This window comes from Neorhizobium sp. R1-B (assembly GCF_004368875.1).
GTDB lineage: Bacteria > Pseudomonadota > Alphaproteobacteria > Rhizobiales > Rhizobiaceae > Neorhizobium > Neorhizobium huautlense.
In genome coordinates, this window is record NZ_SOEM01000009.1 from 20,670 (window position 1) to 35,029 (window position 14,360).

At 59.7% G+C, this 14,360-nt stretch carries 10 protein-coding genes; 4 read left to right on the forward strand and 6 right to left on the reverse strand.

The window, feature by feature from the left end; translation table 11 throughout:
* Positions 1 to 17 precede the first annotated feature (17 nt).
* Positions 18 to 1,448: a family 16 glycosylhydrolase gene (locus tag EDE05_RS14280; protein WP_134101688.1), complete on the forward strand. Its 1,431-nt coding sequence runs from the start codon at positions 18 to 20 to the stop codon at positions 1,446 to 1,448.
* An 894-nt stretch (positions 1,449 to 2,342) separates the two neighbouring features.
* Here the strand turns inward: EDE05_RS14280 and EDE05_RS14285 are convergent.
* The 5 genes from EDE05_RS14285 to EDE05_RS14305 all read right to left on the reverse strand — a co-directional run bounded on the left by EDE05_RS14285 (position 2,343) and on the right by EDE05_RS14305 (position 8,514).
* Positions 2,343 to 4,352, reverse strand: a complete 2,010-nt coding sequence (locus tag EDE05_RS14285; RefSeq protein WP_134101692.1) for an aldo/keto reductase — start codon at positions 4,350 to 4,352, stop codon at positions 2,343 to 2,345.
* Positions 4,353 to 4,382: 30 nt separating this feature from the next.
* The gene (gene ugpC / locus EDE05_RS14290) at positions 4,383 to 5,465 is read right to left on the reverse strand and encodes a sn-glycerol-3-phosphate ABC transporter ATP-binding protein UgpC (RefSeq protein ID WP_134101695.1); all 1,083 of its coding nucleotides are present in this window, start codon (positions 5,463 to 5,465) and stop codon (positions 4,383 to 4,385) included.
* Between the two features lie 13 nt (positions 5,466 to 5,478).
* Positions 5,479 to 6,315, reverse strand: coding sequence for a carbohydrate ABC transporter permease (locus EDE05_RS14295; protein ID WP_134101698.1), 837 nt, complete (start codon positions 6,313 to 6,315; stop codon positions 5,479 to 5,481).
* Positions 6,312 to 7,175: a sugar ABC transporter permease gene (locus EDE05_RS14300; RefSeq protein ID WP_134101701.1), complete on the reverse strand. Its 864-nt coding sequence runs from the start codon at positions 7,173 to 7,175 to the stop codon at positions 6,312 to 6,314. The genes EDE05_RS14295 and EDE05_RS14300 overlap by 4 nt, the downstream gene beginning before the upstream one ends.
* A 64-nt stretch (positions 7,176 to 7,239) precedes the next feature.
* Positions 7,240 to 8,514 (reverse strand): ABC transporter substrate-binding protein, encoded by a 1,275-nt coding sequence (locus EDE05_RS14305; protein WP_134101704.1) that lies wholly within the window; start codon positions 8,512 to 8,514, stop codon positions 7,240 to 7,242.
* A gap of 85 nt (positions 8,515 to 8,599) precedes the next feature.
* On the opposite strand from EDE05_RS14305, the gene EDE05_RS14310 reads away from it, so the two are divergent.
* A complete protein-coding gene (locus EDE05_RS14310; RefSeq protein WP_112799948.1) occupies positions 8,600 to 9,511 on the forward strand; it encodes a helix-turn-helix domain-containing protein in 912 nt (303 codons plus the stop codon).
* Between the two features lie 31 nt (positions 9,512 to 9,542).
* On the opposite strand, the gene EDE05_RS14315 is transcribed toward EDE05_RS14310, so the two are convergent.
* Complete coding sequence (locus EDE05_RS14315; RefSeq protein ID WP_245519911.1) at positions 9,543 to 10,385, reverse strand: AraC family transcriptional regulator; 843 nt, start codon at positions 10,383 to 10,385, stop codon at positions 9,543 to 9,545.
* A 244-nt stretch (positions 10,386 to 10,629) separates the two neighbouring features.
* On the opposite strand from EDE05_RS14315, the gene EDE05_RS14320 reads away from it, so the two are divergent.
* Both EDE05_RS14320 and EDE05_RS14325 read left to right on the forward strand, forming a co-directional pair.
* Positions 10,630 to 12,096 carry an alpha-glucosidase/alpha-galactosidase gene (locus EDE05_RS14320; protein ID WP_134101710.1) on the forward strand — a complete coding sequence of 489 codons (1,467 nt, stop codon included), beginning with the start codon at positions 10,630 to 10,632 and terminating at the stop codon, positions 12,094 to 12,096.
* A gap of 124 nt (positions 12,097 to 12,220) precedes the next feature.
* Entirely contained in the window at positions 12,221 to 14,308 is a 2,088-nt protein-coding gene (locus EDE05_RS14325) for an ABC transporter substrate-binding protein (protein WP_134101713.1), read from the forward strand.
* Positions 14,309 to 14,360 lie beyond the last annotated feature (52 nt).

The following is a 14,360-nucleotide window of genomic DNA, read 5'->3' on the forward strand; positions in this document are numbered from 1 at the left end:
AAAACAGGAGAGGCTTGATGACCAGAACCGTTTTGAACGCCGTGGGTAAGAGGCTTTATTATAGTGGCACCTCGACGGCGTGGTTTTCCGCCACCGGCTCCGGGCCGACCTTATCGGGAACTGCCGGCAACGACTCCATGTGGGGCGATAGTTCCGTCAACGTCACCATGAGCGGCGGTACAGGTGATGACATCTATTACCTCTACTCGAGCATCAATCGCGCCTACGAAGCCGCAAATTCCGGCGTCGATACCATCGACACCTGGATGAGCTATACTCTCCCCCTGAATTTCGAAAACCTCCGAGTGACAGGCGACAAACGTTTCGCTTTCGGAAACAGCGTCGACAACATCATCTCCGGCTCGTCCAGCCGGCAGACATTCGACGGCGGCGCGGGCAATGACGTCCTGATCGGCGGCGGTGGCGCGGACACTTTCATCTTTGCCAAGGGAAACGGCAGCGATCTGATTACCGATTTTGGCGCGGACGACACCATCCGGCTGAACAAGTACGGATTCACATCCTTCGAACAGCTCAGCAGCCATTTCATCCAAGAAGGCGCAAACCTGCGCATTGACCTTGGCGGCGGCGAGAGCCTCGTTTTAGCTGGAACGACGGCGGATAAACTCAACCCGGATCAATTCGCCCTGAGCCTCGACCGCTCCGGGCTGACCCAGACCTTTTCGGACGACTTCAATTCGCTGTCTCTCTACAACGGCACAAGCGGCACCTGGGACGCCAAGTTTCCGTGGGCTCCCGCCAAGGGCAGCTCCATGCCAACAAATGGCGAACTGCAGTGGTATATCAATCCGCTCTATGCCCCGACCGCTTCGGCAAACCCCTTCTCCGTCAATAACGGGGTCCTGACGATCACCGCGAAGCCGACCCCGGCGGCGCTCGAGAGCGTGGTGAACGGATATGACTACACGTCGGGCTTGCTCAATACGCACTCCACCTTCTCTCAAACCTACGGCTACTTCGAGATCCGTGCCGATATGCCAAATGACGGAGGCGTCTGGCCCGCCTTCTGGCTGCTTCCCGAGGATGGAAGCTGGCCGCCGGAAATCGACGTGGTGGAGATGCGCGGCCAGGATCCCTACACCATACATGTCTCCGCCCATTCCAACGCCACCGGCACGCAGACAACCCAGAGTTCAGCGGTTAACGTTCCCAGCACCGACGGCTTTCATACCTACGGCATGTTGTGGAATGAAGACGAGATCGTCTGGTATTTCGACGATGTCGCGATAGCGCGGGCCGATACGCCCGCGGATATGCATGAGCCGATGTATATGCTGGTCAATCTGGCGGTCGGCGGCACCGCGGGAACCCCCTCGAGCGGTCTGATCAACGGTTCACAGATGAAGATCGACTACATCCGCGCCTATTCGCTGGAGGACGCGCCGATTGCCGCGGCCGCAGACACGACGAATGATTGGCTGATGTGAGGTCACGTCAGCCCGAGACGCCCGATAGCACTGGCGAGAGCAGGATGGAGCCATCCTGCCCTCGATCATGACCGGCATTCCCCCTGATGAGATGACTCGCGAAATCGGCCGCTCGTGGCGTTCTTGATCTGCCTGTTGTCCTTTATCACCTGTGTGCCGGATCTGGTTCTGCCGCTGGCTCTGGCAGGCGCAACGCAGTCAATGAACGCTGCGGCGGCCGACAACATAGTGGCTGCCGGCCGGAGACGCTCCATTTTGGAACGGGGGCTGTGGGTATTTAGAAAACGCTGATCATGTTTACTAACGGACCTGGAACTATGAAACCGCAGCAATAATATTCCCGGGGCCGTAGAGACCCCCTTGGTTACCCCACCTGCGGCCGGAAGCTTGGCGGCGTGATGCGATAGGCGCCGCCGAGCCTCCGTCATGTGCTCCCGCGGCTGGCTCCGGCTGAATGTTATCTTCCAATCCCAGGGGAAAAAACTATCGGGCATGCCGAATGCCCGCGGCGAACATGGTCGTCACGGTGTCACAAGGGATGGGCAGGCAGTCGGTGTGTTAGATGGGTGTCAGGTTTTCTGCCTGCCCGATCGCTTCGGCTTTTCCGGGGAATATGGCTGCGGAGGGTCCAAATTCCGAAACCACTTCGTCCCGGCGGTTGGCGCCCTGACGGCATTGCCCTGCCTAAAACGACCGCCATCAAGCGCCGGATGCTCCCCGTTGAGGAGACCGGTTCGCGACCCGGCTCCCTGCTCGATGACGCGATCACTATAACCGCGACCGAAAAAGCGGGGATGGAAGGGGGATATTTTTCGCAGTTAGTCGCTGAAACGGGACGGCAATTTCTTCGCTGTCCGTCGAAAACATCCCCACCTCGGGGATATTGTCGCGCGCTTACGAACCGTTCTCCAGCCATCGGATCTGCTCCGGCGAGAGCCGGATATCGAGCGCCGAGAGACTGTCCTCAAGCTCGCCCACGGTTCGCGGTCCTATCAGCGGTATGACGGGGAATGGCTGCGCGATGACATAGGCCAATGCCACGTGGATCGGGTGGCGACCGAGTTTTCCGGCAAGTTCGATTGCCCGGTCGCGGCGTTCGAAGTTCCGCTCCGAATACCAGACGCGCACCAGTTCCTCGTCGTCTTGCTTGTCGCGTCCGGCCCGGTCCGTGAAGAACCCGCGTCCCTGGCTCGACCAGGCGAAATTCGGCATCTGCTTTTCCGTCAGCCATGCCTTCCAATCATCGTCAGATGCGGCAACACATCCTGCCCAGATCGGGTCGAGCATCTCGGCGAGGGAAAAATTGTTGGAGAGCGCCCCTGGCACCGTCTTCCCATTCTTCCGGGCATAGGTGATCGCCGCGTCCATCCGCTCGCGGCTCCAGTTCGAGCCGCCGAAAATGCCGCGGATCCTGCCGCGCCTAACTTCCGCATCCATTGCGTCGACGAATTCGCCGACCGGTATGTCAGGATTGTCCCGGTGCATGAAATAGACGTCGACATAATCGGTCTTGAGCCTGTCAAGCGATTGATCCAGTTGCCTGGCGATGACGTCGGGATAACAAAGCGGCGAATGCGCGCCCTTGCCAATCAGGACAAATTCTTCGCGCGGCACCTGCCGGCTCGTGTGCCAGTCGCCAAAAATTTTCTCTGTCTTGCCGGCGCCATAGACATAGGCGGTATCGAATACATTGCCTCCCGCCTCGTAAAAAGCGTCCATGGTCAATGACGCCGCGGCGAAATTCGGGAAGAACTCGAAGCCGAGGCTGATCGCTGAGGCCTCCTTCGCAACGCCCGGAATCTGCCGCTTCGGAATGCCGCTGCCAAGACGCACCTTTCCGCCGGTTATGTTGGTGGAACGCCTGGCGGCCGTTTCCACGGCGTATTCCAGGCCGACCGAGGCGCGCCATTGGTCAAGAACGCGCAGATTGCCGAGCGAGTCCGCAGCGGTCATCCCCGGCCAGGAAAATTCACCACGCCCCCCGCGGATCGCCTCGCCGACCGCATCGACCTCGAAGGAATAGAGGTACCGTTTCTCCTCAAGTTCGATGGTTTCGCGCTCGTCGCCTTTGATGATCTCGATCCGTCCGGCGCCGCCATGGCGGCCCGAGGCGAACCAGAAGTCCTTAACCTCGATCCGCCCCTTGGAGCCGATGATGCGAAGCGTATTGTCCTGCTGCGCCATGATCGAGCAGGAAACTTCCGCGACGATGCCGTTTTCGAACTTGAGGACCGCCGAAGCCCATTCGTCGACGCCGGATTGGCCGAGATGGGCTGCGCCCGCGACAGTCTTGGGCTCCACGAAATCCCTGCCCTCCACAGCTCCCGCAATCAGCCGGGCCATGGATACGGGATAGCCTCCGACGTCCAGAATGCCGCCGCCCGCCATGTCGCCATTGAAGAGCCGGTGCTCCGGCTTGAAGCTTCCCATGTTGAAGCCGAAGCTCGAGCGGATGATCCTGACGTCTCCGACAACTCCGCTCTTGACCAGCTCCACCAGTTTCGCCGTCTGAGGGTGCAGGCGATACATGTAGCCTTCACCCGCAAACACCCCGGCCTTTTTCGCTTCGTGGAAGATCACGTCGGCGTCGAACGCGGAAAGCGCCATCGGCTTTTCGACCAGCACATGTTTGCCGGCGCGGATTGCCTTGATCGCCCATTCTGCATGTCCGACATGGGGGACTGCGATATAGACTGCGTCGATCTCTGGATCCCTCAGCAGCGCATCATATCCGGCGACGACCTTCGCTCCCGGAAAGGCTTCCGAAAGACCGGGCTTGTCCGGATTGCGGGTGGCGATGGCGGCGAGCCGTCCGGTCTGCGAATGCGCGATACCTTCGGCGAATGCGCGTGCAATAGTGCCCGGACCGATGATGCCCCAGCGGACATGGTTCTCTGCAGTCATGATTTTTCCTTTGATACCCTTTGAAATTGCTTAGCGAAGGCGATTGCCTGTTTGGTCGAAAAGAAAGACGCGGCTCGCCGGCACCCCCACGGTAAGATGCCGGCGGTCACCCCTGTGGCGGCTTTCAGGTTGCTCGATGACGACCGTCTCACCCGCAAGGCTTGCGTGGACGTAGCTGGTATTGCCGAGGTGCTCGGCCACTTCGACAGCCACGGTCAGATCCGCATCACCCTCGCCGGGCGGAGCAAAATGCTCTGGCCGGATGCCGAGCGTGACAGATGCGCCTTCGCTGATCTCGGTCGAGAGCGGGAACGCGAACCGGACTTTCCGGTCAGACGAGAGGGCAACGACCGCTCCGTCCGGCGTCTTTTCCACCACGTCCGCCTTCAGGAAATTCATCTTCGGGGAGCCTACAAAGCCGGCGACAAACTGGTTGGCTGGATCGTCATAGAGATCCAGCGGCGCTCCCACCTGCTCGATATGCCCAGCCCGCAATACGACGATCTTGTCTGCAAGCGTCATGGCCTCGGTCTGATCGTGGGTCACATAGATCATCGTGGTTCCCAGCTGCTTGTGCAACTTGGAGATCTCGACCCGCATCTGGACGCGGAGCTCTGCATCGAGGTTCGAAAGCGGCTCGTCGAAAAGGAATACCTGCGGCTCGCGAACGATCGCTCGTCCGATCGCGACGCGTTGGCGCTGGCCACCCGAAAGCTGGGCAGGACGCCGGTCCATCAGTTCGTTGATCTGCAATATGTTCGCAGCAAGCGAGACCCGGCGGGCGGTATCGGCTTTGGGGTTGCCGTTCATTTCCAACCCGAAGGAAAGGTTCCGCCGGACGCTCATGTGGGGATAGAGCGCGTAGGACTGAAAGACCATTGCGATGCCGCGATCGGAAGGCTCGGTGTCGTTGACCACTTTTCCGCCGATGCTGATCGTGCCGGCGGAAATATCCTCAAGGCCGGCGATCATGCGCAGCAGGGTCGATTTCCCGCATCCGGACGGCCCGACGAACACGGTGAACTCTCCGTCCTCGATCTCCAGGTTTGCTCCGTGAACGACCTGATAGGCCCCGAAGCTCTTAACGACATTTTCGAGTTTGATTTTCGCCATGATCCCTCCCCGACTATTTGACCGCACCGGCCGAAATCCCGGCGATGAAGTGGCGCTGCAGGAAAACGAAGACAACCAGCACCGGGGCCGTCAGCAGCACCGCCCCTACCATGATGCCGCCCCAAGAGACCCTGGTGAGGCCGATCAGGGTTCCGAGCGCCACCGGCGCCGTCATCATGTTCGGCCGCGAATTGATCAGCAGCGGCCAGAGGTAGTTGTTCCAGGAAGACAGGAACAGGATGATCGCAAGCGCTGCCATCGTCGGGCGCGCCAATGGCAGCGCGATGTGCAGAAAGATCCGCCACTCCCGCACTCCTTCCACCCTCGCCGCATCAAAGAGTTCGCCCGGCATCATCGAGAAAGCCTGCCGCATGAACAGGACGCCGAGCGAATTGAACAACGGCGGGACGATCAGCGCGATCCAGGTATTGGCGAGCCTGAACTCACGGGCGACCATGATGAACTGCGGAATGACGACCACGGCGAAAGGCAGCGTGATCGTGCCGAGGATGATCGCCACCACGATGGTGCGGCCGGCAAAACGGTAACGCGCCAGCGCCCAGCCTGCCATCGACGTCAACAGGACGGACAGGATGGTATAGATGATCGCGACAGTGATCGAGATGAACATCGCCCGGATGAAATTCGTGTCCGCCTGCAGATTGCGGAAGTTGGCACCGAATTCCGCCGAGGGCCAGAGCACGATATCAGGGCTGAAGATGCCGTGGTCGGGCATGGTCGAAAAAACGAACATCATCCAGAGCGGGAAGAGCCATATGATCGCGAGCGGGGTCAAAACCATGTGCAGCGCAATCTTCTGCATCGTAAGCGAGCGGGATTTCGATCTCATTTTTTCTTCTCGCCTCCGAGCATGAGGTTGAGCAGAGAAATCGCCACCGCCAGACCGGCGATCGTGTAGGCGATTGCCGAGGCGTAACCGAAGTTCAGCGAGGTGAAGCCTTGGCGGTAAAGCAGCAGGCCCAGGGTCTCGGTTCCTCCGCCCGGCCCTCCCCGGTTGGTGATCAGAAACGGTTCGGTGAAGAGCTGCATGGTGCCGATGACCGAGAGCACGACGCAGAAGCTGATGATCGGCTTCAAGAGCGGCAGGGTGATATGGACGAACTGCTGGAACTTGCTCACTCTGTCTAGTGTCGCTGCTTCATAGACGTCGTCGGGAATCGATTGCAGGCCGGCAAGCAGGATGATGGCGTTGTACCCCGCCCACCGCCAGGTGATCGCGATGATCACCAGCGCCATGGCAGCATTGGCATTGTCGAACCAGGAGACGGGGGACAATCCGACAGAGGTGATCAGCTTGTTGACGATGCCGAAATCGGCGCTGAACATTAATCTAAAGACTGCGGCATAGGCCACCTCGCCGACCACGACAGGCGCAAAGAAGGCGAACCTGTAGAGCGGCCGTGCCTTCAGAAGCGGAGAATTGAGAAGGACCGCCATGACGGTCGCGAGCGCGATCATCACCGGCACCTGGATCACCAGGATGATCAGCGTATTGTAGAGCGCGTTGTAGAAGGCCGGATCGCCGAACAGCCGCCCCCAGTTTGCCGACAGGCTGAACCGCCACGGATTGACGCGCGTGTTCTGGAACGAGATCAGCAGCGAGTTTATGATCGGCCAGAGCCAAAAGGTGACGAAGATCAAAAGGTAGGGGGCAAGGAAGGCATAGGCCGCCCTATTCCTCGAAAGCATCTCGTTCTCCTGTCAGGAATTGCCAAGCGGGAATATCGGGCGGCTTGACGCCGCCCGATAATTCTCATTGCGCAACGGGCAGTCCGGTGGCTGTCGCGATCTGCTTCGCCGCGTCATCAAGAGCAGCCTTCGCGTCCGGGTACCCGCCGGCGAAATACTTCGTCTGTGTCGCCTGGTAGATCGCATCCGCATCGCTCTGGAAGGCCGTGCCCCGGCTTGGAACGATTTGCGGCAGGGTGACGAGGATATCCGACCAAACAGCCTGGCCGCCCCAATAGGATTGCGGCTCCTTCACGAACGGATCCTGCACCGCCGACAGAAGCGATGGAACGAGGCCGAACGCTTTCAGCATCGTGACCTGGCCCTCATTGGTGGTCAGGGCATATTCGATGAATTTCCAGGCGGCTTCCTTGTTCTCGGAAGCGGCGCTAAGGGCCAGGGACGAACCTCCGAGATTGGCTGCCCGAGGGCCGTCGGCCGTCAGGCTCGGCATCCGGTAGACGCCCCATTTACCCGCCAGATCGGGAGAGTTGGAGCGGATAGACCCTTCGAACCACGCGCCATACATCTGGCTCGCGGCCTTGCCCGCGGTATTGGATTGGATTTTCTCATCCCAGATCGCGGCCGTGATCAGGCCGGCATCCTTCATCTCCTTGATCTTCTCAAGTGTCGCGACGCAAGCGGGCTGATTGATGGTGATCGTCTGGCCATCGGTCGAGAAATAGCCGCAACCCTGCTCGTTGGAAATCATCCGGAACCATTCGCTGTCGCCGTTGAAATCGGCTTGTGCCATCACGGTTCCCGGATTGGCAGCCATCACCTTCTTCCCTGCGACAATGAAGTCGTCCCAGGTCTTGATCGTCGCGGGATCGACGCCGGCCTTTTCATAAAAATCGCGGCGATAGAAGAGGGCGACCGGTCCCGAATCCCACGGCACGGCGTAAGGAACGCCGTCCAATTCAAGCTCGGTCCGCTTGAATTCGGGGAAGAGTGCCTGGATTTCCGGCGTATAGCCAACCTCACTGAGGTCGGCGAAACAATCGGGGAAGCGGTTCCAGAAGACTTCCGCTTCGAAGTTTTCAACCGAGACGATATCCGGCAGGCCTTCGCCTCCCGCCGCGCAGGCTGCAAGCGTCTTGTCGTAGACCTGGTCGTTGCCGAGATCCTCCACCGTCACCTTGATGTCGGGATATTTCTTGTTGAATCCTTCGAGCGTCGCCTTGAGAGACGAGGCTGCGACGTTCCAGCTCCAGATGGTGATTTGGCCGGACTCTGCGAATGCCGTGCTCGATGCAAGCAGTACGACCGCGGCCGTCGGGCCCGCGAGTTTGAAGCGCATTGAAAACCTCCCTTTTCCAATTGCTGTCCCTTCGGAACGTGCCTAAATTATCGCCTGCGAAACATCTGTCTCCGAAAAAGGGAACATGGATTTGGCGGAAAGTAAGGTAGTCAGCAAAGCGATCTACCACCCGGGCGCAAGCAGCATAGAAGGCCTGCCGACTGCCTTGCAGATGTTTTTCAACCACCCGCCGATCATGCTGATGCCGCACTGGCACGCGCAGGTGGAGGTGAATTACGTGATCCGCGGCGCGGTCCGCTATCGTATGGGCGAGCACGATATCCGGCTTAGCGCCGGCCAGATGTGCCTCTTCTGGGGTGGCCAACCGCACCGGATGGACGAATCCTCCGACGATTCTCTTTATGCCGGCGCGCATCTCCCGCTGGTGCATTTCTTTCGCCTGCGGCTGCCGGGCGACCTCTCAAGCAAGCTCATGCATGGGGCCACTTTGCTGACATCGGCCACAGATGCGGCGGACAAGGAGAACTTCGCGCGCTGGTTCGAATATGTAACGTCGGGCAATTCCCTCAAACGCCAGCATGCCGTGGACGAATTGCTGCTTCGGATCGAGCGCATCGTTCTCGATTCCTATTGTCTGATACCGGAGGTTCCCTCTGGCGCTGACACCGCCGGCCCGGACCAGCCCTATGCGCAGTCGGCCAAAAGCGTCGCCCGCATGTGCGACTTCATCGCCGCCAATTTCATGCAGGATATCGACACGATCGACATCGCCCGCGCCGCCGACCTTCATCCGAAATACGCGATGAATATTTTCCGGCGGTCAACCGGAATGACGCTCAGCAAATACGTCAACCTCCTGCGGCTCTCCCGTGCCCAGGCGCTCCTGATGCAGGACGGAGCCAATGTGCTACAGGTCGCCATGGATAGCGGCTTCGGTTCGATCAGCGCGTTCAACAAGTCCTTCCGGCATATTTCGGGCATGTCGCCCTCCGATTTCCGGCGGGATAGCCGCTTTGCCGCCCACGCAATGTCCTAAGCGGAAATGCCGTGTCCGGCAGAGACCAACCCTATCTCATCTTGCCGATGCTGGCATACATGCCGGTGGTCCGAAACTCGGTGGGGGTAATTCCGTAGACGCGGCGAAATACCTTGGCGAAATAATTCGGGTCGTCGAAACCGCACATGATCGACACTTCCTTGACGGGCAGAAAGTCGCCTTTGGTCAGAAGTTTCGCCGCCCGCTGCAGCCGTTGCTGCAGCACGTATTCTGCGGGTGGAACCCCTTCGCTCTCGGCAAAGCTTCGAGAAAAATGCGCGCGGCTGAGCCCGACGATTTCAGCCAGTTCGCCGACAGGAAGCGGCTTATCCAGATTGGCATTGATATGGTCGATGACGGGCTGCATCGCACTTTGCTCCGCGGCAAAGGCAGGCGAGCCAAAGACATCGTCGTAAAGCGCCATTGCCGCTTCATAGGCAATGGCGGACGCCACGCCTGGCGTGGTGGCGCCCTTGACCAGCCGCAAGCTGCAGTCGGCTAGGTGATCGATCGTCGAGGGCTGCAGCTTGAGCACGGGGCCGGCGAGTGCCAGGACCATCTTGTGGATCCGCAGTGTCTCTTCGCCATGCATCGAGATCCAGAAATATTCCCAGCGCTCGTTCTTCTCGAGCCAATAGCGATGGTTGTGCGGCACGAGCAGGAGGAAGGTGTCGCCGGCCTGCAGCCGATAGTTCCGGTTCTGATAGCGCAGCCGGCCGGAACCGCTGATCGTATGTTGCAGCACCGTGAAAGGAACCTGCCCGCGCTTTCTGCCGTCCCAGTCATAGACCTCGTTCTGGCGCACTTCATAACCGGCGCTGGTCGGCATGGCGTGCAGCCGCTGGCGGCCCCGGGGGAAGGAAACCGTTCTCATCGACTGTCCGTGGGCGATCAAATCCTGCAGCACAAATTTACCCTCGAAAGCATAATACTTCTCTGGCGACCCCTACCGAATTGCGCATAATCCACCGCATCGGAGGAAGGGGACCGCGGCCGGACGTCAAGCCGGGAGGACTAAATGCACGAAACCAGGCATTTCCGGGCCGCGTGCGTGAGCATGCCGTCTATCCACCTCTGCGCCACTCCAATCTAGCATTTCTCAGACCAGGGTGAAGGACATGAGTTTCAAAATCGCTATCATCGGAGCAGGCAGTGTCGGCTTCACCAAGAAGCTGTTCACCGACATTCTCTGCGTGCCGGAATTCCAGGACGTGGAATTCGCCCTGACCGATATCAGCGAACATAATCTGGAGATGATCAAGGCGATCCTCGACCGGATCGTCGAGTCCAATCGGCTGCCAACGAGGGTTACCGCGACAACCGATCGCCGCCGCGCGCTGGAGGGTGCCCGCTACGTCATCAGCTGCGTGCGCGTCGGAGGCCTGGAAGCCTACGCGGAAGATATCCGCATCCCTCTCAAATACGGCGTCGACCAGTGCGTCGGCGATACGATCTGCGCGGGAGGCATCCTCTATGGCCAGCGCAATATTCCGGTCATTCTCGACTTCTGCAAGGATATCCGCGAAGTCGCCGCCCCTGATGCCAAGTTCCTGAACTATGCGAACCCCATGGCGATGAACACCTGGGCTGCCATCGAATACGGGAGGGTCGAGACGATCGGTCTATGCCACGGCGTGCAGCATGGCGCCGAGCAGATTGCCGAGGTGCTTGGAGCCAAATCTCTGAGCGAGCTCGACTACATCTGCTCCGGCATCAACCATCAGACATGGTTTGTCGATCTGCGCCTCAACGGCCGTAGAATAGGCAAGGATGAGCTGGTCGCTGCCTTCGAGGCACATCCGGTCTTTTCCCAGCAGGAGAAGCTGCGCATAGACGTACTGAAACGCTTCGGGGTCTATTCCACCGAAAGCAACGGCCACCTCTCGGAATACCTGCCCTGGTACCGCAAACGCCCGGACGAGATTGCCAGGTGGATCGACATGTCCGACTGGATCCATGGCGAGACGGGGGGCTATCTGCGCCACTCGACCGAAACCCGAAACTGGTTCGAGACCGAATTCCCGCAGTTTCTCGCTTCCGCCGAAAAACCGCTCGATCCGGCCAAACGTTCGAATGAGCATGCCAGCCACATTCTCGAGGCTTTGGAAACGGGCCGGGTCTATCGCGGTCACTTCAACGTCAAGAACATTGGTGTGATCACCAACCTGCCCGCTGATGCGATCATCGAGTCGCCGGGCTTTGTCGATCGCTTCGGCATCAACATGGTTGCCGGCATCACCCTGCCGGAAGCCTGTGCGGCGACCTGCATTTCGTCCATCAACGTCCAGCGCATGTCGGTTCATGCGGCCATCAGCGGCGATATCGATCTCCTGAAACTCGCTGTCCTGCATGATCCGCTGGTCGGTGCGGTCTGCACGCCGGAGGAAGTCTGGCAGATGGTCGATGAGATGGTCGTGACGCAGGCCCGCTGGCTGCCGCAATATGCCGATGCCGTCCCGGCGGCAAAGGAGCGGCTCGCCCGCAGTACGGTGAGGACGCGCGATTGGGCGGGTGCGGCACGCCGCAACGTGCGCTCCATCGATGAACTGCGCGCGGAAAAGGAGACGCTGAAACAGGCTGTGTGAAAATGCTTCGGCAAAGCCGGCTAGGACCGGATCTTCGGGAGGAAGGTTGTCGCCCGGAATTGGCTTTACGATCGTTCGAGGAGAAACGGAGACGCTGCGGCGCTCCGAACAGGAGGGAGAGGCGATGAGCAATTTCAAAACTGCCGGCATGCTTGCCGGACTGGCGCTCGGTGTCTCGGTCGGGGCGATGAGCGCCCATGCATCCGAGCCGACAACGCCGCCGGTTCCGCCGCAATTTCCGGCGGAAGGCAAGATCAAATACGTATCGCGCGACTCCATCGTGGAGTTCAAGGCGCTGTCCGAATATCACGAACCGGATTGGCTAACGAAGAAGTTCGTCTCCGCCGGGAAGCTGCCTCCGGTCAAGGATCGTCTGCCGAAGGAGCCGCTGGTCTTCACGACGGAGAACATGCCGGACGGCGCGGGTATCTATGGCGACACATTGCGCCACGTCATCGGCGGACGGCCGGAAGGCTGGAACTACGGCGCCGGTCAGACCCAGGGCTGGGGCGGCATCGACATCGGCCTGTCGGAATGCCTGACGCGTACGGCGCCCTTGTTCCAGGTCGAGGCGAAGGATACCGAGCCGCTGCCCAATCTCGCTAAAGGCTGGGAATGGTCCGCCGACGGCCACAAGCTCACCATGCATCTCGTGGAAGGCGCCAAATGGTCCGACGGCGATCCCTTCGACGCAGACGACATCATGTTCTATTGGGAAGACGAGGTCATCGACCCGAACGTCTCGCCGCTCGGCGGCGGCGCATCCCCGGAGGCCTTCGGCGAGGGAACGACCCTCAAGAAAATTGACGCATATACCGTGGAGTGGACCTTCAAGGAGGCCTTCCCGAAGCAATATCTCTACACCATGGCCTATCCCAACTTCTGCCCGGGGCCGTCGCATCTTCTCAAACCGCAGCATCCGAAATATTCCAAAAACACATACGACCAGTCCAAGAACGCCTTCCCGCCAGAATTCCTGAACATGCCGGTGATGGGCGGCTGGGTGCCGGTCGAATACCGGCCGGACGACATCATCGTGATGCGGCGCAACCCCTACTACTGGAAGGTCGACGAGAAGGGAAACCAGCTGCCCTATCTCAATGAGCTGCACTACAAGCTTTCGACATGGGCGGATCGGGATGTGCAGGCAGTCGCCGGCTCCGCCGATATTTCAAATCTTGAACAGCCCGAAAACTTCGTGGCTTCGCTGAAACGCGCTGCCGAAAAGACCGCGCCTGCCCGCCTTGCCTTCGGACCCCGGCTGATCGGCTATAACATGCGCATGAACTTCTCGGGCAACGGTTGGGGGGATCCCGACGAGCGCGGCCAGGCAATTCGCGAGCTCAACCGCAACGAGGACTTTCGCAAGGCGATCACCATGGCGGTCGACCGCAAGGCGATCGGCGATTCCCTCGTCAAAGGTCCGTTTACCGCCATCTATCCGGGCGGCATTTCCTCCGGCACGAGTTTTTACGACCGCAACTCGACTGTCTATTATCCCTACGATCTTGAGGGCGCCAAGGCACTGCTCGCCAAGGTCGGGCTCAAGGATACCAATGGCGACGGCATCGTGAATTTTCCGTCCGGCACGGCCGCTGGCAGGAATGTCGAGATCGTTCTTCTGGTCAACAACGGCTACGCGACCGACAAGAGCCTGGCGGAAGGTGTCGTCGGCCAGATGGAAAGGCTGGGCATCAAGGTCATCCTCAACGCGCTCGACGGACCCAAGCGCGACGATGCCCATTATAGCGGACGCTTCGACTGGGCAATCCAGAGAAGCACGCCGGAACTCGCTTCGGTCGTGCAGAATACCGAGCAGCTTGCCCCTGTCGGCCCGCGCACGAGCTGGCATCACCGTGCAGGCAAGGACGGCACGCTCGATCTCATGCCTTACGAGAAGCAGCTCATCGAAATCGTCAGCAAATTCCAGACCAGCCAGAACAGCGATGAGCGCGTCAACCTGATGAAGCAATATCAGAAAACGGCGACGGAGCATGTCGATACCATCGGCCTTACCGAATATCCGGGCGCACTGATCATCAACAAGCGTTTCTCGAATGTCCCGCAGGGCACGCCGATCTTCATGTTCAACTGGGCCGAAGATTCCGTCATCCGCGAACGGCTTTGGGTCGCGGCGGACAAACAGGGCAAATACGAGCTTTTTCCCGAGCAATTGCCTGGAAAACCCGGCGACAAAGGCCCGATGAATTAACCGAGTCCCCCTCCCAGTGAAGCAACCGGCCGCGCGTCGTGACGCGCGGCCG

Coding starts and splice junctions, on each gene's coding strand:
- EDE05_RS14305 (WP_134101704.1), bottom strand. CDS start 8,514: ATGCGCTTCAAACTCGCGGGCCCGACGGCCGCGGTCGTACTGCTTGCA.
- EDE05_RS14300 (WP_134101701.1), bottom strand. CDS start 7,175: ATGCTTTCGAGGAATAGGGCGGCCTATGCCTTCCTTGCCCCCTACCTT.
- EDE05_RS14280 (WP_134101688.1), top strand. CDS start 18: ATGACCAGAACCGTTTTGAACGCCGTGGGTAAGAGGCTTTATTATAGT.
- EDE05_RS14320 (WP_134101710.1), top strand. CDS start 10,630: ATGAGTTTCAAAATCGCTATCATCGGAGCAGGCAGTGTCGGCTTCACC.
- EDE05_RS14325 (WP_134101713.1), top strand. CDS start 12,221: ATGAGCAATTTCAAAACTGCCGGCATGCTTGCCGGACTGGCGCTCGGT.
- EDE05_RS14285 (WP_134101692.1), bottom strand. CDS start 4,352: ATGACTGCAGAGAACCATGTCCGCTGGGGCATCATCGGTCCGGGCACT.
- ugpC (WP_134101695.1), bottom strand. CDS start 5,465: ATGGCGAAAATCAAACTCGAAAATGTCGTTAAGAGCTTCGGGGCCTAT.
- EDE05_RS14315 (WP_245519911.1), bottom strand. CDS start 10,385: ATGAGAACGGTTTCCTTCCCCCGGGGCCGCCAGCGGCTGCACGCCATG.
- EDE05_RS14310 (WP_112799948.1), top strand. CDS start 8,600: ATGGATTTGGCGGAAAGTAAGGTAGTCAGCAAAGCGATCTACCACCCG.
- EDE05_RS14295 (WP_134101698.1), bottom strand. CDS start 6,315: ATGAGATCGAAATCCCGCTCGCTTACGATGCAGAAGATTGCGCTGCAC.